The sequence below is a fragment of the Microbacterium sp. TPU 3598 genome (assembly GCF_002356155.1).
Taxonomy (GTDB): Bacteria; Actinomycetota; Actinomycetes; order Actinomycetales; family Microbacteriaceae; genus Microbacterium; species Microbacterium maritypicum_A.
The window spans coordinates 3,586,723-3,608,118 of the sequence record NZ_AP017975.1; the positions used below are offsets into that span (position 1 = coordinate 3,586,723).

Annotated in this window: 17 protein-coding genes; 11 read left to right on the forward strand and 6 right to left on the reverse strand. The window is 69.4% G+C overall.

Annotated features, from left to right (window positions below):
* Positions 1–30: 30 nt before the first annotated feature.
* The 4 genes from MST3598_RS17125 to MST3598_RS17140 form a co-directional block, all read right to left on the reverse strand.
* A complete protein-coding gene (locus MST3598_RS17125; protein ID WP_029260667.1) occupies positions 31–483 on the reverse strand; it encodes a DUF2871 domain-containing protein in 453 nt (150 codons plus the stop codon).
* 142 nt (positions 484–625) lie between these two features.
* On the reverse strand, positions 626–1,249 hold the full coding sequence (locus MST3598_RS17130; RefSeq protein ID WP_029260668.1) for a response regulator: 624 nt from the start codon (positions 1,247–1,249) through the stop codon (positions 626–628).
* Entirely contained in the window at positions 1,246–2,553 is a 1,308-nt protein-coding gene (locus tag MST3598_RS17135; RefSeq protein ID WP_029260669.1) for a sensor histidine kinase, read from the reverse strand. The genes MST3598_RS17130 and MST3598_RS17135 overlap by 4 nt, the downstream gene beginning before the upstream one ends.
* Positions 2,519–4,657 carry an MMPL family transporter gene (locus tag MST3598_RS17140; RefSeq protein ID WP_029260670.1) on the reverse strand — a complete coding sequence of 713 codons (2,139 nt, stop codon included), beginning with the start codon at positions 4,655–4,657 and terminating at the stop codon, positions 2,519–2,521. Before MST3598_RS17140 ends, MST3598_RS17135 begins: the two co-directional genes overlap by 35 nt.
* Before the next feature lie 230 nt (positions 4,658–4,887).
* On the opposite strand from MST3598_RS17140, the gene MST3598_RS17145 reads away from it, so the two are divergent.
* From MST3598_RS17145 to MST3598_RS17185, 9 genes are all read left to right on the forward strand, one after another.
* Positions 4,888–5,874: an aldo/keto reductase gene (locus MST3598_RS17145; protein WP_029260671.1), complete on the forward strand. Its 987-nt coding sequence runs from the start codon at positions 4,888–4,890 to the stop codon at positions 5,872–5,874.
* Positions 5,875–5,904: 30 nt separating this feature from the next.
* Positions 5,905–6,558, forward strand: coding sequence for an IMPACT family protein (locus MST3598_RS17150; RefSeq protein ID WP_029260672.1), 654 nt, complete (start codon positions 5,905–5,907; stop codon positions 6,556–6,558).
* Positions 6,559–6,628: 70 nt separating this feature from the next.
* Positions 6,629–7,561 carry a DnaJ domain-containing protein gene (locus MST3598_RS17155; RefSeq protein ID WP_029260673.1) on the forward strand — a complete coding sequence of 311 codons (933 nt, stop codon included), beginning with the start codon at positions 6,629–6,631 and terminating at the stop codon, positions 7,559–7,561.
* Positions 7,562–7,689: 128 nt separating this feature from the next.
* Positions 7,690–8,679 (forward strand): LacI family DNA-binding transcriptional regulator, encoded by a 990-nt coding sequence (locus tag MST3598_RS17160; RefSeq protein ID WP_029260674.1) that lies wholly within the window; start codon positions 7,690–7,692, stop codon positions 8,677–8,679.
* Positions 8,680–8,788: 109 nt separating this feature from the next.
* A complete protein-coding gene (locus MST3598_RS17165; RefSeq protein WP_029260675.1) occupies positions 8,789–10,051 on the forward strand; it encodes an ABC transporter substrate-binding protein in 1,263 nt (420 codons plus the stop codon).
* Positions 10,052–10,067: 16 nt separating this feature from the next.
* Positions 10,068–10,952, forward strand: a complete 885-nt coding sequence (locus MST3598_RS17170; protein ID WP_029260676.1) for a carbohydrate ABC transporter permease — start codon at positions 10,068–10,070, stop codon at positions 10,950–10,952.
* Complete coding sequence (locus tag MST3598_RS17175; RefSeq protein ID WP_081859796.1) at positions 10,949–11,791, forward strand: carbohydrate ABC transporter permease; 843 nt, start codon at positions 10,949–10,951, stop codon at positions 11,789–11,791. The genes MST3598_RS17170 and MST3598_RS17175 overlap by 4 nt, the downstream gene beginning before the upstream one ends.
* A 29-nt stretch (positions 11,792–11,820) precedes the next feature.
* Positions 11,821–12,804, forward strand: coding sequence for a glycoside hydrolase family 130 protein (locus tag MST3598_RS17180; protein ID WP_029260678.1), 984 nt, complete (start codon positions 11,821–11,823; stop codon positions 12,802–12,804).
* 4 nt (positions 12,805–12,808) lie between these two features.
* Positions 12,809–14,848 (forward strand): hypothetical protein, encoded by a 2,040-nt coding sequence (locus tag MST3598_RS17185; RefSeq protein ID WP_051671232.1) that lies wholly within the window; start codon positions 12,809–12,811, stop codon positions 14,846–14,848.
* Positions 14,849–14,928: 80 nt separating this feature from the next.
* On the opposite strand, the gene MST3598_RS17190 is transcribed toward MST3598_RS17185, so the two are convergent.
* A complete protein-coding gene (locus MST3598_RS17190; RefSeq protein WP_051671233.1) occupies positions 14,929–18,441 on the reverse strand; it encodes a DUF7507 domain-containing protein in 3,513 nt (1,170 codons plus the stop codon).
* A 193-nt stretch (positions 18,442–18,634) separates the two neighbouring features.
* On the opposite strand from MST3598_RS17190, the gene MST3598_RS17195 reads away from it, so the two are divergent.
* Together MST3598_RS17195 and MST3598_RS17200 are read left to right on the forward strand one after the other, a co-directional pair.
* On the forward strand, positions 18,635–19,057 hold the full coding sequence (locus tag MST3598_RS17195; RefSeq protein ID WP_029260681.1) for a Fur family transcriptional regulator: 423 nt from the start codon (positions 18,635–18,637) through the stop codon (positions 19,055–19,057).
* 66 nt (positions 19,058–19,123) lie between these two features.
* Positions 19,124–20,575, forward strand: a complete 1,452-nt coding sequence (locus MST3598_RS17200) for a catalase (RefSeq protein ID WP_029260682.1) — start codon at positions 19,124–19,126, stop codon at positions 20,573–20,575.
* An 87-nt stretch (positions 20,576–20,662) separates the two neighbouring features.
* On the opposite strand, the gene MST3598_RS17205 is transcribed toward MST3598_RS17200, so the two are convergent.
* Positions 20,663–21,322: a TetR/AcrR family transcriptional regulator gene (locus MST3598_RS17205; RefSeq protein ID WP_051668199.1), complete on the reverse strand. Its 660-nt coding sequence runs from the start codon at positions 21,320–21,322 to the stop codon at positions 20,663–20,665.
* Positions 21,323–21,396: the final 74 nt, after the last annotated feature.

Here is a 21,396-nt window from a genome sequence, read left to right on the forward strand (position 1 = left end):
GGCCCTGAAGTTCCTGAGTGGTGAACGCCGTCAGGCCGAGACGGCCGGGGCGGCCGCAGCCGGGGCGGCGGGCTTCGTCGCGAACAGACGCTTCCGCAAGGCGAGGAACAGCAGCACCATACCGGCGCTGAGCAGGATGTGGCCCAGCCCCGCGATGCCCGCGATCATGCTCGACGACTCCTGCCCGAGCACCGTGAGGCAGCCGTGCCAGATCATCATGGCCGACGTGAGCACCAGGCCCGCGTTGTACAGCCAGAAGAACCAGCCGAACAGGCGGCTCTCGGAGAGCGCGAACGCCTTCTCGAGGAGCAGGACGATCAACAGCACGATGAAGCCCAGCACGAGCAGGTGCGTGTGCACGAGCCCGAGCTGCGTCGCCTCCCCCTCGGGGAAGCCGTTGATCTTGGTGAACTCTCGGTAGAAGAGTCCGGAGGCGACGCCCGCGATCATGGAGGCGAACGCGGCGGTGAAGAGTCTGCGCATCGGGAATCCTTTCGGTCTGATTCCAGCCTCGGCGTCGCGGCCGTTCCGGGGATCCATCGAACGGTTGACAGGGTCCGGCCCCGCACACGCGGCCCGCGCCAGCGGGCGACTCGGAGCAGACCGGACTCGGAGCAGACCGGACTCAGAGCAGACCGGACTCGCGTGCGATGGCGATGGCACGCGCCCGGTTGTCGGCGCCGAGCTTCTCGAACACGTGCACGAGGTGGGTCTTGACGGTGGCCTCCGTCACGAACAGCGTCTTGGCGATCTCGCGGTTCGACGCCCCCGTGTCGAGCAGCCGGAGCACCTCCAGCTCACGGCCCGTCAGCCGCACCCGCGGCGCGCGCATGACCTGCACCACCCGCTCACTGAGCTCCGGGCTGAGCACGAGTCCGCCGGATGCGGCCTGCCGGATCGCACGCACGATCTCGTCCGGGGCGACATCCTTGAGCAGGTACCCCGCCGCTCCCGCCTCGATCGCACCGAGGATCTCGGCGTCGCGATCGAATGTCGTGAGGATCAGGACGGCCGGGGCCGGATCCTGCGTGCGCAGGGCGGCGGTCGTCTGCACGCCGTCCATGCCCTCACCGAGCCGCAGGTCGCACAGCACGACATCGGGATGCAGGTGCCGAGCGAGAGCGAGCGCCTCTTCTCCGGACGCCGCCTCACCGACCACCTCGACGTCGTCACGGTGGTCGAACAGCGAGCGCACACCGGCGCGGACGATGGGATGGTCATCGACGAGCAGCACGCGCACCGGGGTCATCCCTGTTCTCCGTTCCGTCGCCCCTGAGCGGCGCGGCCCAGAGGGATGTGCGCCGAGAGCGCGGTGCCGTCGCCCGGGGCGCTCTCCACATCGAGCCCTCCGCCGAGCTCCCGCAGGCGCGCACGCATCGAACGCAGTCCGTAGCCGCCGCCGCGGCTGCCGACGCCGCCCTGGGCGTCCCAGTGCCGGGCGTCGAACCCGATCCCGTCGTCGACGATGTCGAGGCGCACCGCATCGCCCGCATCGGCCAGGGTGACCACGACACGGGAGGCCGATGCGTGGGAGCGGACGTTCGCCAGGGCCGACTGCGCCGTCCGCAGCAGGGCCACCTCGGCATCGATGCCGAGCGACGGCAAGTCGTCGTCGGCGTGCAGAGCGGCCTCGATCCCGGTCTCCTCGGTGAGGCGCTCCAGCATCCGGGCGAGGGCGTCGCCGAGCGCCGTCGACTCCAGCTCCGCCGGCGCCAGGGCGTTCACGATGCGCCGAGCATCCGCCATCCCCTCCGCAGCCAGGGCGCCGATCTGCTCGAGAGCGCGCGTGCGCTGCGACGGATCGTCGACCTCCAGGGCCGAACGCGCGAGCATCCCGATCGACGACACGCTCTGCGCGACGGTGTCGTGGATGTCGCGCGACACCCGGGTGCGCTCGGCCGTCGCCCCCGACTCGCGCTGGGTGCGGGCGAGCTCGTCCTGCAAAGCTGCCATCTCCTCCTGGGTCGCAACCAGCGAGGCGATCAGCCGACGGCGCTCGCGCCCGTCGCGGACGAGCTCGAGGTACCCGCGCGAGATCCCCAGCGCGAAGACGCCGCCCACGAGGGGACCGATCACGTTCGCATAGGTCGTGGTGCCGGTGTGCAGCAGCGGAGCGGTCACCACCACGGCGAGGACCACGACGCTGAGCAGCAGCGCCCACCGCAGGCGCATCACGAATCCGGCGAGCAGCCACAGCGGGAAGGCGAGCCACACGAACTCCGGCGAGACCACGACCGCGCCGAGCCAGATGAGGGTCAGCCCGAGCAGCCACCAGGTCGCGAGGCGACGGTCGGCGGTGCGTTCGCCGAGCAGCAGACCGCCGCCGTACCAGCCGAGGAAGACGAGCGAGAGGGCGAGGACCCACGGCAGCGGCACACCGTCCGCCGCGGCGCGCCACGCACCGACCACGAGCAGCACGACCGTGATGACGGCCTGACCGATCCGGATGGAACCGACCAGGCTCGCCCACGTGCGCGGCGCGCGGATCCCGGCCGCGGAATCGACGCGGCCGGAACGCTCAGTCCGCGTCTGCGGAGATGGCGACTGCGGCATCTTCGTATTCTCCCCCGTGCGGCCGGTCTCCGTGTCGATCCGCGTGTCGATCCCCGCGGGATCCCGCACCCCCGGCCTTCCGCGGCCACCACATCCGCTCGCCGACGATCGCGAAGATCGCCGGGACCACCAGGGTGCGCACGACGAAGGTGTCGACGAGCACGCCGATCCCGACGATGAGGCCGATCTGCCCGAGCGTGACCAGGGGCAGCAAGCCCAGCGCAGCGAACACGGCCGCGAGCACGACACCGGCGCTCGTGATCACGCCGCCCGTCGCGGTGAGGGCGCGCACCATCCCCTGCCGCGTGCCGACCGTCCGTGCCTCCGTGCGCGCGCGATGGACGAGGAAGATCGTGTAGTCGATCCCGAGCGCGACCAGGAACAGGAACGACAACAGGGGCACCTGGAGGTCGAGCGCGTCCCACCCGAACACGACCCTGCTCAGCCACGTGCCGGCACCGATGGCCGCGACCGCGCTGAGGATGTTCACCGCGAGCAGCAGCACCGGCGCCACCAGGGAACGCAGCAGCACGATCAGCACGAGCAGACTGACGGCGAGGACGAGCGGGACGACCAGCAGCAGGTCGCGCCGATTGCCCTCGCGCGCATCGAGATCCGCCGCCACCGGGCCGCCCACCACGGCGTCGGCATCCGGCACCGTCTGCACGGCCTCTCGTACCGCGCTCACCAGGTCGAGGCTCGCGGGCGTTCCGGGCGCCGGCTCACCGACGACGAGCAGACGGGTGAGCGCTCCGTCGCTGCTCTCCCCGGTCGCCGATACCCGGAGCACACCCGGCACGTCGTCGATCGCGGCGACCAGCGCATCGGCCTCCGCCGTATCGCCGATCACGAACATCGGCTGCGCCTCCCCGGCCGGGAAGTGATCGCCGAGCACCGTGAGACCTGCGGCCGACTCGGACACGACACGGAACTTCTCGACCTGGGTGAGCCCGACGGACGCTCCGGCGAGCCCACCGGCGAGAACGCCGAGCAGCGCGAGTCCGCCGACCAGTGGCACCCACGGGCGCCGGGAGACGCGTTGAGCCACCGCACCCCACACGCGGCCCGTGGCCGCGACATCGCCCACGCGCGGCGCGAACGGCCAGAACAATCGACGGCCGCACACGGCGAGCGCCGGTGGCAGCACCAGGAGCACGGCGGCGAGCGCGATCAGCAGGCCCACGGCAGAGGCGATGCCGAGCCCGCGCGTTCCCGGGATCACCGCGAGGGCGAGAGTCGACAGCGCCAGGACCACGGTGACGTTCGAGGCGACGATCGCGGGGGCGGTGGCACGCCAGGCGGCGACCAGGGCGCGGCGATGATCGGTCTCGCGGGCGAGTTCTTCGCGGTAGCGCGAGATGAGCAGGAGGGCGTAGTTCGTTCCGGCACCGAAGACGAGCACGCTCACGATCCCGGAGTCGAACTGCAGCCCGAGCCCGGCGCCGATCGCCGCGGTCGCCTTGTTGGCCAGCTGATCGGCGAGGGCGACCACGATGAGGGGGATCATCCACAGCACGGGCGAGCGGTACGTGACGATGAGCAGCAGGGCCACGATCCCGAGGGTCACCATCAACAGCGTGAAGTCCGCGCCGTCGAACGCGGAGGCGACGTCCACACCGAACGCGGGCCCGCCCGTGACCTGCACATGCATCCCGTCGAGGGGGTGCTCGGCCACGGTGTCGCGCAGACCGTGCACGGCCTCAGCGGCGGCGTCGTCGTCGTCCAGGGTCAGCGTCGCCTGGATCACCGCGGCCTCGCCGTCGTCGCTGACGATCGGACCGTGGGGGGCGTGCCCGGTCTCCGCTTCGACTTCGCCCGAGAGCGCACCCAGGGCGGCGAGGTCGGCATCGCTGAGCTGCGCGTCGTCGTCACGGGAGGCGACCAGCATTACCGTGTGCTCGTCCGCGTCGGGGAACTGCTCGGCGAGGAGCGCGGCCTGCGCGGATTCGGAATCCGGCGGAGCCACGTCGTTGCCTGCCGGGACCGATGCCCGTCCGAACGCGCCGAGGAGGGCGGTGAACGCGACCGCCGCGATCAGCAGGGAGATCCATCCCCCGCGACGAGAGGTGAGCCACAGCGGAAGGGAGCGGAGGGTGCGGAGCATGACTCCAGTCCAGCCGCCCTCATCCTCGACCGGATCGCGCAGGGGGCGGAGACGGGTCTCCACCCTTCGATGGATCCGCGCGGCGCGCAGGAGGGTCCGGCAGCGGCCTCCTGCCGAGAGAGGGGCTCCCGTCAACGGGGTTCCACCAGACCCTCCCCCGTCGCCGCACGTGCGCGTAGCGTCGGGTCCAGGCCGCCGATCCGTCCGCGGCCGCGACGAAAGGACCACTCATGCACACGCGCACTCTCGGACAGGGCCTTCAGGTCTCGGCGGTCGGACTCGGCTGCATGGGCATGTCACAGAGCTACGGCCCCAATCCGGGTACCCGCGACGACATGATCGCGGTGCTGCGCTCGGCGGTCGATCACGGCGTCGACTTCTTCGACACCGCCGAGGTGTACGGACCGTATGTGAACGAGGAGCTCGTGGGCGAGGCACTCGAGCCCATCCGCGACCGGGTCGTGCTCGCGACGAAGTTCGGGTGGGATATCCAGGACGGCAAGAGCGTCGGCCTGAACAGTCGACCCGAGCAGATCCGCCGGGTGGCCGAGGCATCGCTGCGGAGTCTGCGCTCCGATGTGATCGACCTCTTCTACCAGCACCGTGTCGATCCCGATGTGCCGATCGAGGACGTCGCCGGCACGGTCGGCGAGCTGATCGCCGAGGGGAAGGTGCGCCACTTCGGGCTCTCCGAGGCGTCGGCCGAGACGATCCGCCGCGCGCACGCCGTACATCCCGTCACCGCGCTGCAGAGCGAATACTCCCTGTGGACCCGCGACCCCGAGGCGGAGATCCTGCCGGTGCTCGCCGAACTCGGCATCGGATTCGTGCCGTTCAGCCCGCTCGGCAAAGGTTTCCTGACCGGCACCGTCGACACCGCGTCCGACTTCGCGGCCGGCGACATCCGCGCCACGATTCCGCGCTTCACGGCAGAGAACCGGGCCGCGAACCAGGCGCTCGTGGCGCATGTCGCGCAGTTGGCCGCCGCCAAGGACGCCACGGCCGGCCAGATCGCGCTGGCCTGGCTGCTCGCCCAGCAGCCGTGGATCGTGCCGATCCCCGGCACCCGGCGCACCACCCGCATCGCGGAGAACGCCGCGAGCACGGCCGTCGCACTCTCGGCCGACGAGGTCGCCGACCTCACTGCCCTCGCGACACGCATCGGCGTGAGCGGTGACCGCTACAACCCGCAGCAGATGGCGTTCGTCGATGGTTGAGCCTCCCGCGGCATCGGTATCGTGAGGCGGGTGACCGCCGCCCGCAGCTACCCCGCGACCATCGCGTCTGCCGTCGAGCATGAGACCGTCATCCGCAAGTCACGCTTCCTCACGCGGATCGAGCCCGTCACCTCGGTCGAGCAGGCCGAGGCCGTGATCGCCGGCATCCGCAAGAAGGCGTGGGATGCCAACCACAACTGCACGGCGATGGTGACGGGTCTGCTCGGCGAGCAGGCGCGGTCGTCGGATGACGGCGAACCGTCCGGCACCGCGGGCATCCCGATGCTCGAGGTGCTGCGTCGGCGCGGACTGACCGACGTGGTCGCGGTCGTGACACGGTACTTCGGCGGGGTGAAGCTCGGAGCGGGTGGCCTGGTGCGTGCCTACTCGTCAGCGGTGTCGGAGGCACTCGACCTGGCCGCGCTCGTGCGGCGGGCGGCATTGCGCCAGGTGACGTTCGAGGTTCCGCACGCCGACGCCGGCCGCTACGACAACCTGCTGCGCGAATGGGCGGCGCATCACGGCGCGACGCTCGGCGAGCCGACCTACGCGGCGACAGCCACGCTCGAGCTGTGGGCACCGGAGCCGGAGCTCGCGCACCTCGCGGACGACCTCGCCGCCGCATCGGGCGGCGGGATCGCACCCGTTCTCGGCGTGGAGCGCATCGTCGACGTGCCCGCCTGACCCCCCCGGCATCGGGAGAACCACAACGGCCGCCGGATATCCTGGATGCCGCGGTCGCGGAGGGAGAGCGATGTTCGACAGTCCGCTCTCGGCTTCGGCCTACGAGATCCTCGACGTCGACCCCACGGTCGACGACGTCGAGTTGCGCCGCGCCTATCGCCTCCGCCTCCGGCAGACGCACCCCGATACCGGTGGAGATGCGGCGATGTTCATCCAGGTGCAGCGCGCGTGGGAGCTGGTCGGCACCGTCGAGAGCCGCGCCGCCTACGACCGCCGCTCCGGTGTGGCAGGAGCGACGGCCGCCGAGCCCGGGACCGAGTGGAGCGGATGGCGCCCGCCCGCCGCCCGCACCGACACCCGTCCCCGCGCCCGGTCCTACGGGCACCCCGGCGGCTGGCGCCGTGAACGCTACCTCGTGCTCATTCGCGAATGGGCCGGCCGCGGCGTCGAGGTCCCCGATCCGTATGACCCCGCGCTCGTGCGCTCGGCTCCGCGTGACCTGCGGCGGATGCTCGCCGACGCGCTGGCGGAGGAGGCCACGGCCCGCACGGTCTCCGACCTCGGCATGGGCTTCACGGTGTGGCACGACGTCGCGGTGGGAGCGGATGCCGACGACAAACTCGACCATGTGGTGCTCGGCCCGTCCGGACTGTACGGCGTGATGTCTGAAGACTTCGGGGGTGTCGTGGGCTTCCGCCGCGGCGAGATCACCGGCCCGAGTCTGGGCACCCGCGCGCCGGTCACCGCTGCTCTGCGTCGGATGCGCACCGTCGCGAAGGCCGCGCGCGTGCGCTTCGGCGGGGCGATCATCGTGCTGCCCGACGACGACCTCGCCCAAGCCGTCACGCCGCTCGGCACGAGCCGCGGAATTCCGGTCGTCGTGGTGCGACGCAGCGCTCTCGCGATGGTGCTGCGTCAGGGTGTGCCGCAGGCGCGGGCGATCGGGGGCAACGAGCTCTTCGACGTGCGCACCCGCCTGCAGCAGACCGTCCGCTTCGTCTGAGCCCGCGCTCGCCGAGCGTCGTCGCACCGCGGTCGTACCGTTGACTTCCGAAATCAAACCGGTTTACACTCATCAAACCGGTTCACCGATGAGCGCATCGGAGCGTCCGGAATCCACGAGGAGGTGGCATGAGCCGCACGACCATCGCCGATGTCGCTCGCGAAGCAGGCGTCACGAAGGCCACGGTCTCGCACGCCCTGAGCGGCAACCGCCCGATCTCCGACGAGACGAAGGCGAAGGTCCTCGCAGCGGCCGAGAAGCTGAACTGGGCGCCGAGCCAGAGCGCACGGGCACTCGCCACCCGTCGAGCCAACGCGGTCGCCGTGGTGCTGGCCCGCGACCCCCAGGTCATCGCGAACGATTCCTTCTTCCCGGCCTTCATCGCCGGCGTCGAGTCGGTGCTCGCCGAGACCGAGACGGCACTCCTGCTCCAGGTCGTCCCCGACCGCGACGCCGAGGAACGGGCCTACCGCACGCTCACCCACGGCCGCGCCGACGGCGCCCTCCTGCTCGACCTGCGCACCGACGACTGGCGTGTGCCCTTCCTAGACGACCTCGGACTGCCCACCGTGCTGGTGGGCGCCTATGACCAGCCGACCGGGTTCTCGTGTGTGCGAACCGACGACACCGCCCCGGTCCGCGAGATCATCGCGCACCTCCGGGCCGCCGGGCACGAGCGCATCGCCCACATCTCCGGGCCGCTCGAATACGTGCACTCGAAAGCGCGTGCAGACGCCTATGTCGCGGCGATCGGCGACGACGAGCTGCTCCGCGAGGGCGACTTCACCGCCGCGAGCGGGCGCACCCGCACCGCCGAGCTCCTCGCCCTGCCCGACCGCCCGACTGCGATCCTCTACTCGAACGACACCATGGCCATCGCCGGGCTCTCCTACGCCCGTTCCCAGGGCCTCTCGATCCCGCAGGACCTCGCGATCTCGGGCTTCGACGACGACCACCTCTCCGCCCACCTGTCTCCGGCGCTGACCAGCGTCTCATCCGACCCCGCGGCCCGAGGCCGCGCCGCCGCCCGCCTCCTGCGGGCAGACATCCTCGGGGCGCGGCCGCGCACCGAGGATGTCGACTGCAACGTCGTGCACTTCCGGGAGAGCACCAGCTAGTAGACATCCGTATCACCGCAGCATCACCACCGCAGCATCACCACCGCAGCATCACCACCGCAGCGTCACCACCCGCAGCGTCACCACCCGCAGTGTCAAGGAGGACACCATGAAGAAGCTCCGCGCAATCGCCTTGATCGGCGCCACCGCTCTCATCGCCACCGGATGCTCGGCCGGAGGCGGCGGCGAAAGCTCAGCCGACGGCACCGGCCCCATCAGCATCTGGCTCTCCAACAACGAACAGGAACTCGCCTGGGGCACCGCCGTGGTCAAGGCCTGGAACGACGAGCACCCCGACGAGAAGGTCAAGGCGCAGGAGATCCCCGCCGGCTCCTCTTCGGAAGAGGCGATCACCGCCGCGATCACCGCCGGCACGGCTCCCTGCCTCGTCTACAACGTGGCCCCGGCCGCGGTCTCGGGCTGGGTCAAGCAGGGCGGACTCGTCGACCTCAGCAAGATCGACGGCGGCAGCGACTACATCACCGAGCGCGGTGGAGAGGTCGACGCCTACGCGAGCGACGGCAGCTTCTACCAGCTCCCGTGGAAGTCGAACCCCGTGATGGTCATGTACAACAAGGCGCTCTTCCAGGCCGCAGGGATCGACCCAAAAGACCCGCAGATGAACACGTACGACGCGTTCCTCGAGGGGTCGCGCGCGATCGTCGCCTCCGGCGTGCAGAGTGCGATCTGGCCGGCGCCGACGAGCGAGTTCTACCAGCCGTGGTTCGACTTCTATCCGCTGTACCTGGCCGAGACCGACGGCACGATGCTCGTCGAAGACGGCAAGTCCACGTTCGACTCGGATGCCGGGCGCACCGTCTCGGAGTTCTGGAAGACCTTCTACGACGAGAAGCTGTCGCCGAACGAGGCGTCGACCGACGACGCGATGTCGGCAGGTACCACTGCCATGCAGCTCGCCGGCCCCTGGGCGATCCCCTCCTACGCCGACACCGTCGACGTAGGCTTCATGCCGGTGCCCACCAGCGACGGCCGAGAGACTCCGACGACCTTCGCCGACTCGAAGAGCGTGTCGATGTTCACGGCCTGCAAGAACCAGGGCACCGCGTGGGAGTTCCTGAAGTTCTCCACCAGCGAGGACAGCGACGGCCAGCTGCTCGAGGCCACGGGGCAGATGCCGATGCGCACCGGACTCACCGACACCTACGGCGACTACTTCGCTGCGAACCCGAACTACGTGGCCTTCGCCGAGCAGGCTGAGAAGACCGCCGACGTGCCCAGCATCCCCAACTCCGTCGAGGCGTGGCAGGCGTTCCGCGACGAGTACTCCTCCGCCGTGATCTTCGACAAGGAGTCGATCGACGACTTCCTCGGGAACGCGGCGAAGAAGATCGACGCGCTCGTCGCCGAGTGACACCGTGACCGATGAGATGCGGCCCCGCACCCGCTGGCTGGGTGCGCAACCGATCGGCGGGCTGTTCGCGCTCCCGTACTTCGTGTTCGTGATCGCGATCTTCGCGTATCCCCTTGCGTTCGCGGTCTACATCGCCTTCCACGACTACTTCTTCACGGCTCCGGGCACCGAGGTCGATCGCCCGTTCGTGGGCTTCGACAACTTCGTCACGGTGCTCACCGACCCGCGGGTGCTCGGGTCCTTCCGCAACACCCTGATCTTCCTGGTCATCAACGTGCCCCTCACGGCCGTGCTCTCCCTCGTGCTCGCGGCGGCCCTGAACACCGGCATCCGGTGGGTCGCGGCGTACCGGGTCGCGTTCTATGTGCCGTATCTGACCGCGAGCGTCTCGCTCGTGGGCGTGTGGATGCTGCTGTTCTCGGGCAACGGGCTGATCAACACGATCCTCGGCCCGCTCGCCCCCGATCCGTCGTGGCTCGTGAACAGCGGACTCGCGATGCCGATGATCGCGTTCTACGTGACCTGGAAGCAGCTCGGGTTCTACATCCTGCTGTATCTGGCCGCGCTGCAGAACGTGCCGAAGGAGCTGTACGAGTCGGCCGAGACCGACGGTGCCGGAGTGCTCTCGCGCTTCCGACACGTCACGATCCCCGGCGTGCGAAGCGCCACGACCCTCGTGCTGATCCTGTCGATCATCACCGGCGCGAACCTCTTCACCGAGCCGTACCTGCTCACCAACGGCGGCGGCCCTGACGGCGCCTCGACCACCCCGGTCCTGCTGATCTACCAACTGGGCATCCAGCAGCAGAACCCCGACACCGCAGCGGCCATCGGCATGATCCTCGTGATCCTCGTCGGCATGCTCTCGCTGGCGGCCAACCGCGCGACCAGGGAGCGATGATGCGAAAGAAGCGTTCACTGCCCCGCATCCTGAGCATCATCCTGCTCACGATCGCGGCCATCGGATTCGCCTTCCCCTTCTACTTCATGATCGTGGGGGCGTTCCAGGAGAGTCCGACGAACTCCCCGAGCGAACTGTTCCCGACGAGCGGGTGGACTGTCGACAACTTCGTCGCGATCGACTCGCGCATCGACCTGGTCGGCTCGCTGCTGAACTCGCTGATCTTCACGGCGGGCGTGCTGCTGGGAACCGTCGTGTTCGGGCTGCTCGCCGGCTACGCGATCGCCCGCCTCGACTTCCGCGGCCGAGGCGTGATCTGGGTGCTGATGCTGCTCGTGCAGATGGTGCCGTTCCAGCTGCTGATGATCCCCCTCTACGTGCAGATCACCCGCAACTACGGCCTCGGCGACTCGTACATGGGCATGATCCTGCCGTTCCTGATCAACACCACGGCAGTGTTCATCTTCGTACAGTTCTTCAAGGCGCTGCCGGTGGAGATCTTCGAAGCGGCGCGGATCGACGGTGCGGGCGAGATCCGCCTGCTGACATCCGTCGCGATCCCGCTCATCCGCCCCGTGCTGGTGACGGTCGTGCTGGTCACCTTCATCGGCCCCTGGAACGAATTCCTCTGGCCCTTCCTCATCACGAAGGATGCGAGTCTGCAGCCTCTGGCCGTCTCACTCGCGAACTACATCTCCAACGTGGCGCAGTCCACGGCCAACCCGAACGGCGCGATCCTCGCCGGCGCCACGGCGCTCGCGTTCCCCGTCGTCATCCTGTTCGTCGTCTTCCAGCGCTTCTTCAAGGCCACCGACCTCGGCGCGGCCGTCAAAGGCTAGCCCCCATCCCCCAGTCAGAAAGGGCCCCCATGTTCTCCGGAGCCTCCTTCCCCCTCGGTCCGTTCACGCCCTTTGAAGGCAACCCCATCCTGCGTCCGCGCGGCGACAGCTGGGAGTCGGCCAACCTCTACAACCCGGCGGCCATCGTCGACGGCGATGAGGTCGTGCTGCTCTACCGGGCGCACGCCGACGACATCATCTCCCACATCGGCATCGCCCGCTCCCGGGACGGGGTGACCTTCACCCGCGAGGACGCGCCGATCCTCTCCCCCTCCGAGGACTACGAGACCTACGGATGCGAAGACCCGCGCATCGCGCTGATCGACGGCACCTACTACCTCACCTATACGGGCTGGGACCGCCGCAGCGCGCAGCTGTGCCTGGCGACCTCGACCGACCTGCGCACCTGGACCAAGCACGGTCCGCTGTTCGACGACTTCGACACGTTCAAGACCATGGACCCGCGCGGGTTCAACTGGTCGAAGGCCGGGGTCATCGTTCCGCAGCGGATGCACGGGAAATGGTGGATGTACTTCGGCGAGGGCGCGATCTACTGGGCGACCAGCGACGACCTCATCCACTGGAGGCCGGGCACGCCCGACACCGAGCCGATGTACTCTCCGACCCCCGGCACCTGGGACGAGGCGCTCGTCGAGATCGGCGCCTCCCCTGTGGTCACCGACAACGGATTGCTCCTGTTCCTCACGAACGGCGCCACCCGCACCGTGCACGACGACGGCACCGTCGACGTCGACTACCGCTGCGGGCAGATCGCGATCGACCCGGACGAGCCGACGAAGGTCATCGCCCGCCTGCAGGAGCCGTGGCTGCGCCCGCAGACCTTCGAGGACATGCACGGACTCGTCTCTAACGTGACCTTCGTGGAGGGGCTCGTGAAGTTCCACGGGAAGTGGTTCGCGTACTACGGGCAGTCCGACACGACGCTGGCGGTCGCGATCCACGATCCGGCCGAGCCGTGGGGTCGCGCACTGCGCGACGGCGGAGAGGCGTGATGACGTGGACGCCTCCCGACGCACGTTCCTGACGTTCACGGCAGCAGCCTCCGCGCTCGCCCTCCTCCCCGTCGACGCCGCCATGGGCACGACGAACACTGCGACCGGCACGGCGACGCCGCCGCCGCTCGAGACCGCGCGCCGGCCACGGCTGACGAACCTCGCCCACCTGCGATTCCTCCTCGCCGATGTTCCCGTCGTCGCGAGCGCGACCCACACGACGTTCGGGATCGAGACGAAACCAGCGGTCCGTGCGCCCTGGACCTACGCCGACACCGACGGTTCCGGCGGCTATCGACCCGTGGGCGGCGGCACCCGCGATGCGCTGACCGGATACTGGTCGCAGGGCGCGTACAACGCCGACGACATCGCCCGCGCCGCCGTCGTGTTCGTCCGCGAGTGGAAGGCCACGGGCGACGCGCAGAGCCGCGACGAGGCCAGAGACGTGCTTCGTTCGCTCGCCTTCCTGCAGACGACTTCCGGGCCGAATGCCGGACGCGTGGTGCTGTGGCAGCAGGAGGACGGCACCCTGACCCCCAGCGCCGTCCCTGTCGAGCTGCCCGACCCCTCGGACTCGGCGGAGTCGTACTGGCTCGCCCGCTCGGTCTGGGCCTTCGGCGAGGGCTATGCGGCCTTCCGTCGCGATGACCCGGAGTTCGCGGCGTTCCTCCTCGCAAGGCTGCACCTGTGCCTCGATGCGCTGGGTCTCGAGTCGCTCTCCCGCGCCGGCCAGTGGGTGAGAAGCGATGGGCAGAGGCTCCCCGCCTGGCTGATCGCCGGAGGAGCGGATGCGACGGCCGAGGCCATGCTCGGTCTCGCTGCCGCCACCGAGGCCGGGGACTCCCGCAGCAGGACAGCTCTGCAGTCGTACGGCGAGGGCGTGGCCGCGATGTCGACCGACCCCGCGCGGGGCTGGCCGTTCGGCGCCGTGCTGCCGTGGACGGGTTCGCTCGGGTTCTGGCACGCATGGGGTGCGGCGGCGCCGGAGGCACTGGCCAGAGCCGGAGCGCTGCTACGGCGTCGGGACTGGTCGGCCGCGGCGCTCTCGGACGCCGGACGCTTCACGCCGCAGGTGCTGGCTTCGGGCGGGCCCCACAACGCGTGGGCGCCGCTTCCCGCCGAGGCGCAGATCGCGTACGGCGCGCACGGCCGCGTGGCCGGCGCACTCCAGGCATCCACGGTCGGAGGGGAAGGCCTCCGCGTACTCGCCGGACTCGCCGCAGGATGGTTCTTCGGCGCGAACACGGCCGGCATCCCGGTGTACGACGCAACGACCGGGGTCACGTTCGATGGGGTCGAGACCGACGGACGGGTGAACCGCAACTCGGGCGCAGAGTCGACGATCCATGGCCTGTTGACGATGCAGCTGCTCGACGCGAACCGCGACGTGGCCGACCTGGCAACCTCGATCACCGGCCTCACGGCGAACACCGGTCTGCGCGTCATCGAGGCCGAGACCGCGCGACTCTCCCCCGGATGTGTGGTCGAGCGACCGGACGGCGGGGCATGGACGGGCGAGGGGAATCTGTCCGGCGGCGCATACGTGCGCATCCCCCGCGGTGAGTGGGTCGAGTTCGACGTCACCGAGTCCGGCGGCATCCTGCACGGTGTCGTGTGGCGACAGGCGGCAGATGCGGGCGAGGCCGAGTGGGAGGTCCTCCGCGGACGCCGCCGACTGTGGAAGACCCGCACCGCGGCCGGTTCGACCGGAGACCGCGGCCTCACCGAGGCCGACGGGATGCTCGTGCCTGAGCTCCTCGGTGGCGATCTGCCGGAGGCGGCGGTGACGGTGCGCTGCACGAGTCGCGGCGATGTGCGCCTCGATGCCCTGCTGATCCAGCCGCGGATCGCGAGCGCGGTGTATTCGACGCGCTCGGGCTCTGCCGTGCTCTACGCCAACGGCACGCGCCAGGATCAGCGGGTCCCACCGCTCGCGCCGGGCACCGGGCGCGCCTACGACGCAGACGGCTCGCCGCGCGGCGACGCGGCGCAGAGCGGGAAGGTGCGGGTGCGGGGTACCGGCTTCACCGTGACGCGCAGCTGACGCGCACGCTCGGCCGATCTACGCCGACCATGACAGTGCCCCGACGAGCATAAGAGCTCGTCGGGGCACTGTCGGTTGCGCTACTCCTGCGGCTGTCGACGACGGCGGATGGCGGGGAGGAGCATCCCTCCAGCGAAGAGCATCAGTCCCCCCAGCAGCAGACCGGCCGAAAGCACTCCACCGGTCACCGCCAGTGTGGGCGGCGGCGGCGGGAACACTCGCGTGGTCGTCTCAGACGGAGGCGGAACGATCGTCCCTCCCCCGGGCGGGACGCCTGTGGCGGTGGCCACGTTCCGCACCTGACCCCTCTCGACGTCGGCGGCGGTGACGGTGTGCGGCGGCACCGTGCAGGTCATCTGCACCCCGGAGCCCAGACTCGTCGACGGACACGTGACCGGCCCCGCGGTGGGGTCGGTCACGACGATGTCGTCGATGGTCTGTGCACCGGTATTGGTCACGAGGATCGTCCACTCGATGCGGTCACCGGGATCGATGACGCCGTTGCCGTTCACATCGACCGGATTCGCGCGCTTCTCGAGGGTCAACGCGTTGGGCCCGTCGAAGGGGACCTCGACCGTCGACGGCGGCGAGACCGGAGGCTGCCCCGAGGGCGGAGTTCCGGTGGCGACGGCCGTGTTCGTGAGCAGGCCCGAGTCCACGTCGGCCTGCGTCGTCTGGTACTGCGCGGTGCAGGTGATGATCTGGCCCGGCAACATGCTCGCGGCACCCGCAGGGCATTCGATGGCGGACAGCGATCCCGACCCGGAGAAGGCGGTCTCATCGACCGTCACGTCTTCGAGCGTGACGTTTCCGGTGTTCGTGACCACGAAGGAGTATGCGAGGATCTGCCCCACCGCCGTCATGGTCGCCGGCGTGGCCGACTTCACGATGCTGATGCCCGGGACGGGATCGATGGGAACCTCGGTCTCCGAGGGCGGCGAGACCGGCGGGACGAGCGTGCCCGGGGGCGTTCCGGTCGCGGTGGCGCTGTTCGTCACCCGGCCCGCGTTCACATCGGCTTGGGTCAGCACATACGTGGCGGTGCAGACGATCTGCACGCTCGGGGCGAGCGACGCCGCGCCGGCCGGGCACACGACGGGCGACAGTGCGCCGGTCCCGGAGAAGCTCTCCTCGTTCACCGTCACGTTCGCGAGGGTGACGTTGCCGGTGTTCGTGACCACGAAGGAATAGGTGATCTCCTGGCCCACCTGGTAGGCGTCCGGCGTGTTCGGGCTCGCCGATTTCACGACCGTGATCCCGGGCACCGGATCCGGCGGGACGACGACGGTCGACGGGGGCGACACCGGAGGCTCTCCGGTCGGCGGCGTGCCCGTACCGGTCGCGGTGTTCGTGACGCCTCCGGCATCGATGTCGGCCTGGGTCACGACGTACGAGGCCGTGCAGGTGACGGTCGCGCCCGCGGCGAGCGATGCCGCGCCCGCGGGGCACGTGACCACGGGGGGTGTCCCCGTTCCGGTGAATGCCGTCTCCGTCACCGTCACACCCGTGAGTGTGACGTTTCCGGTGTTCGTCACCAGGAACGAGTAGTTGATCGTCTCGCCCGCTGCCGTGATCCGCGTGCGGTCGGCGGTCTTTGACACGGTCAGCGCCGGTGCCGAGACGACGGGGATCTCGACGGTCGACGGCGCAGACACCGGCGGAGTGCCCGAGGGCGGGGTTCCCGTCGCTGTGGCGGTGTTGTCGAGGGAATCGGAGGTGTAGTCCGCAGCGGTCGTCGTGTACGACGCGGTGCACGTGATCTGTGCACCCGGGATCATCGACCCGGCACCCGCGGGGCACGTGATCGCCGGAGAGGTACCGGTTCCGGAGAACGCCGTCTCATCGACCGCGACGTTCGTGAGGGTCACGTTGCCGGTGTTGGTGACCACGAAGGAGTAGCCGACCGCCTGACCCGCTGCCGTGATCTCGGAGGTGTCGGCGCTCTTCACGAGGGTGATCGCGGATGTCGCCGTCGACGGCACGTTGACGGTGGAGGGCGGGGAGACGGGAGGCACGAGGATGCCCGGCGGGACACCCGTCGCGGTGGCCGTGTTGGTGAGGGTCCCGCTGTCGATGTCGGCCTGGGTGAGGGTGTAGCTCGCGGTGCAGGTCGCCTGCGCCCCGGGAGCCAGCGGTGTCGTCGGACACACCGGGGTGGTCATGCTCCCCGAGCCGGTGAAGGCGGTCTCGTCGACGCTGATGTCGGCGAGGGGCACGTCACCGGTGTTGGTGACCACGAAGGAGTAGTCGATGACCTGTCCGACCGTGAAGTCATCGGGCCCCGACGGCGATGCGGACTTGAACAGCGAGATCCCCGGGTTCGCCGCGGCGATGGTGAGGGCATAGTCCTCCACCTCGCCCACCCCTCCCGCGCCCGTGGGCATGGAGGTGGTCAGGGCGGTGCCGCTGGAGATCCGGAACCGCGCGAAGGTCGGTCCCGCGACGGTCTGTGCGATGATGCCCGGCCAGGTGAGCGTGACCGAGGATCCGTCGGGCGTTCCCGCCGGGACCACCGCGGATGCCCCCTCGTTCGCGTCGAAGACGCCGTTGCGGTTGAAGTCGACCCAGCCGACCAGCGTCGCCGGCTGACCCGGCACCTTGTTCGACGCCAGCACCGACACCGAGTAGCTGCTGGTGATCCCTGCGGTGATCGGCCCGAACGTCGCGACGCCGTTCTCGTCGTCGATGAACTGGTTCGGCGCGGTGCCGCCGACCTGATCGTCTCCGGTCGCGTTCGCGCTGTACTGCATCGCCGCCTCGGTGTCGGCTGACCACCCGAGGTAGGTGGCGGCATTCAGCTCGTGGGACACGACCCCGTAGCCGGCCGGGGCATCGCCGTAGTCGTCGGGGATGGTGGCGCAGGAGGGCGTGAAGCCGTCGATGCCCTCGCCGCCTCCCTGCGCACGGTAGCCGCGCACGAGGATGTCGCTGGTCCCGGTGGTGGCCGCAGGCCCGCAACGTGGCGTCGGGGTGTCCAAGCCGCCGGTCGTGTTGAAGTTCTCACCGATGGTGAGGACGGTGGGCGTGGCGGCGAGATCGATCCGCAGCTCGCCCGCCGCGCTGAAGGTCATCGGCCGGCAGGTGATCTGCACCGATGAGGGCCAGCGGTTCGTGCCGTCGCCGACGAAGGTGGTCCCGGTGATGCGGTGCACGAAGGTGTTGGCGGGGCACACGCCGGTCTGCACGTTGGCACGGCTCTCGTTGTAGACGGGACCGGTGATCCACGCGGGGTTCACGGTTCCCGTGACGGTCCCGGCGTTGCTCACGGTGATCGTGGAGCACTGGATGCTGAAACGCACGAGGATCGAGTTGGCGTTGGACGGAGAGTCGGCCGTGCGGTTCTCCGTCTGCACGCCGGTGAGCACCGAGTTCGACGGACACTCCGTCGGCGCGACGAGGTCTTTGTCGGATCCGACCGTGGCCGCTTCCGTGGAGGGTCCGAGATACAGCTGGGCGGCATCGCCCGGAGCCGCCGTGGCGGGCGACGCGGGCACGATCAGCGCGGTGAGCACGAGCGTCAGCAGTGCGGCGACGGCCCAGGGCTTGCGACGGTCACGGCTCGTACGACCATGATGAGTGGCTGGATTCCGCATGGGGTCGCCCTCCGTTTTCTCAGCGTCACCAGAAGCTGAGACTTTGCTCACAGTAACCGACGAATCCCCTGGGTCCAACCCCTTTTTTTATGCTGCGACCTCGGTGAAATCACCTCGACCCCACCTCGATCCCTCCGCGGCATGCCGGAATACTTTCTTTTGAGTTATTCAAATGAAGAGGTATGCTTGATGGATGGAGACAGAACTCGACTCGGCGCTTCGCGTTGCCGGGTTGCGCGCGACCGCGGGCCGCGTCGCCGTTCTCGAGGCTCTCGACTCCATGGCCCATTCAGACGCGGAGCGGCTCTACCGTGCCGTGTCTGAGGTGCTGCCGACCACGTCGATCCAGTCGGTGCACAACATCCTCGCGGACCTGACGACGGCGGGCCTCATCCGCCGGATCGAACCGGCAGGCTCCGCGGCGCTCTACGAGCGGCGCATCAACGACAACCACCACCACGTCGTCTGCACCTCCTGCGGTGCCATCGGCGATGTGGACTGCGTCGTCGGCGAAGCGCCGTGTCTCACCCCGTCCTCGACGGGGGGATTCACCGTCCAGACAGCCGAAGTCACCTTCTGGGGCCTCTGCCCCAGTTGCCAGAACGCCGCGCAATAGCAGTCCGCCGATCACCCGTCCCCGGATGGGGGTAATCGTTGCGCCTGCGCGGAGAAGGAGAACACCATGACGAAACCTGCCACCACCACGCAGGCCGGAGCCCCGATCGCGAGCGACACGCATTCGCTCACGGTCGGCGCCGACGGCCCCACCGTCCTGCACGATCACTACCTGGTCGAGAAGATCGCGGCCTTCAACCGCGAGCGGGTGCCGGAGCGCAACCCGCACGCGAAGGGCGGCGGCGCGTTCGGCGAGTTCGTCGTCACCGAAGACGTGTCGGCCTACACGCGCGCGGCCGTCTTCCAGCCGGGTGCGGCCAGCGAGACCCTCATCCGCTTCTCCTCCGTCGCCGGGGAGCAGGGCTCGCCCGACACCTGGCGTGACGTGCGCGGGTTCTCGCTCCGCATGTACTCCGACGAGGGCAACCTCGACATCGTCGGCAACAACACCCCGACGTTCTTCCTTCGCGACGCGATCAAGTTCCCGGACTTCATCCACTCGCAGAAGCGCCTCGGCGACTCGGGTCTGCGCGATCCCGACATGCAGTGGGACTTCTGGACGCTGTCGCCGGAGAGCGCCCACCAGGTCACGTATCTGATGGGAGACCGCGGCCTGCCCCTCAGCTGGCGGCACATGAACGGCTACGGCTCGCACACCTACTCGTGGGTCAACGCCGCAGGCGAGGTCTTCTGGGTGAAGTACCACTTCATCTCGCAGCAGGGCGTCGAGGCGATGAGCAACGAAGAGGCCGAGCAGCTCGCCGGGTCGGACGCCGACCACTACCGGCGCGACCTCTTCCGGTCGATCGCCGACGGTGAGTTCCCGAAGTGGGACCTGTACGTGCAGATCATGCCCTACGACGAGGCCAAGGCGTACCGGTTCAACCCGTTCGACCTCACCAAGACCATCTCGAAGAAGGACTACCCGCGCATCAAGGTCGGCACGCTGACCCTGAACCGCAACCCGGAGAACTTCTTCGCACAGATCGAGCAGGCCGCCTTCTCGCCGGGGAACCAGGTGCCGGGCACCGGCATCTCCCCGGACAAGATGCTGATGGGGCGCATCTTCGCCTACCCGGACGCGCAGCGCCACCGCATCGGCCCGAACTACAACCAGCTGCCGGTGAACCAGCCGCACGCGAGCGAGGCGCGCAACTACCAGCACGAGGGCTCGATGCGCTACCAGTTCAACGACGCCGCGCACCGCACCTACCAGCCGAACTCCTATGGAGCGGCAGGAGGCCCGGAGGCCGACCCGTCGAAGGGCATCGAGGTGAACTGGGAGGCCGACGGCGAGATCCAGCGCTCCGCCGCGACCCTGCACCCCGAGGACGACGACTTCGGGCAGCCCGGCACGCTCTACCGCGAGGTGTTCGACGCCGAGCAGCGGGCACGTTTCCTGGAGACGCTCACCGGCCAGGGGCGTTCGATCACCGTCGACGCCATCCGCGAGCGCTTCTTCCAGTACTGGACGAACGTCGACGCCGCACTCGGCGCCGCGCTGCGCGACCGCGTCTGATCCTCGCGATCACCGGAACGGAAACGGCCTCCCCGAGACTTCGGTCTCCGGGAGGCCGTTTCGTCGTCCCCGGCACTGCCGGGCGCGTCAGGCGCCGACCGGCTCCGGTTCGGGGACGATCGCCTCGAACGCCACCTCGCCCGCCGGGGTCATCCACGCCCGCAGCATCGCGCGGATGGCGCCGGCCATGTCGATCGACCGGTCGAACAGCCACTGGGTCTGCAGACCGTCCATGGTCGCGGTCAGGCGCAAAGCCGCGTCGTGCGGATCGATGTCGGGTCGCAGCTGACCGGACGCGATGGCGAGCGCGATCGCCTGTCCGGTGCTCGAACGGATCCTCTCGTAACGGCGCCGGAAGTACTCGTGCGCCGGGTGATCGGCAGCCGACGCCTCGGACGACAACCGCACGAAAAGCTCGATCAGACCCGGCACGAGACGGTTGTGGTCGGCGAGGTCGACCATTCCGCGCAGCACGCCCATACCGCCGTAGCCGCGGGCGTAGGGACGGAAGCGGTCGCGATCCTCGATGTCACGGGCTTCGAGCACGGCTTCGAGCAGGGCTTCCTTGTCGGCGAAGTGGTGCAGCAGTCCCGCGCGTGAGATGCCGCACACCGCGGCGATCTCGAGGATCGTCGCCGAGAGGAAGCCGCGTTCGGCGAAGTGGTCCGAGGCCACGCGGATGATCTCCTCGCGGCGCGCTCGGCCGTTCGCGTATCCGCGCCCTCGCAGCGTCGTCGCATCAGCCATGGGGGAAACCGTAGCACCGCTCTTGACAAAACCGACACAAGTGTAGATATTTAACCGAACCACCCGCCGCACCC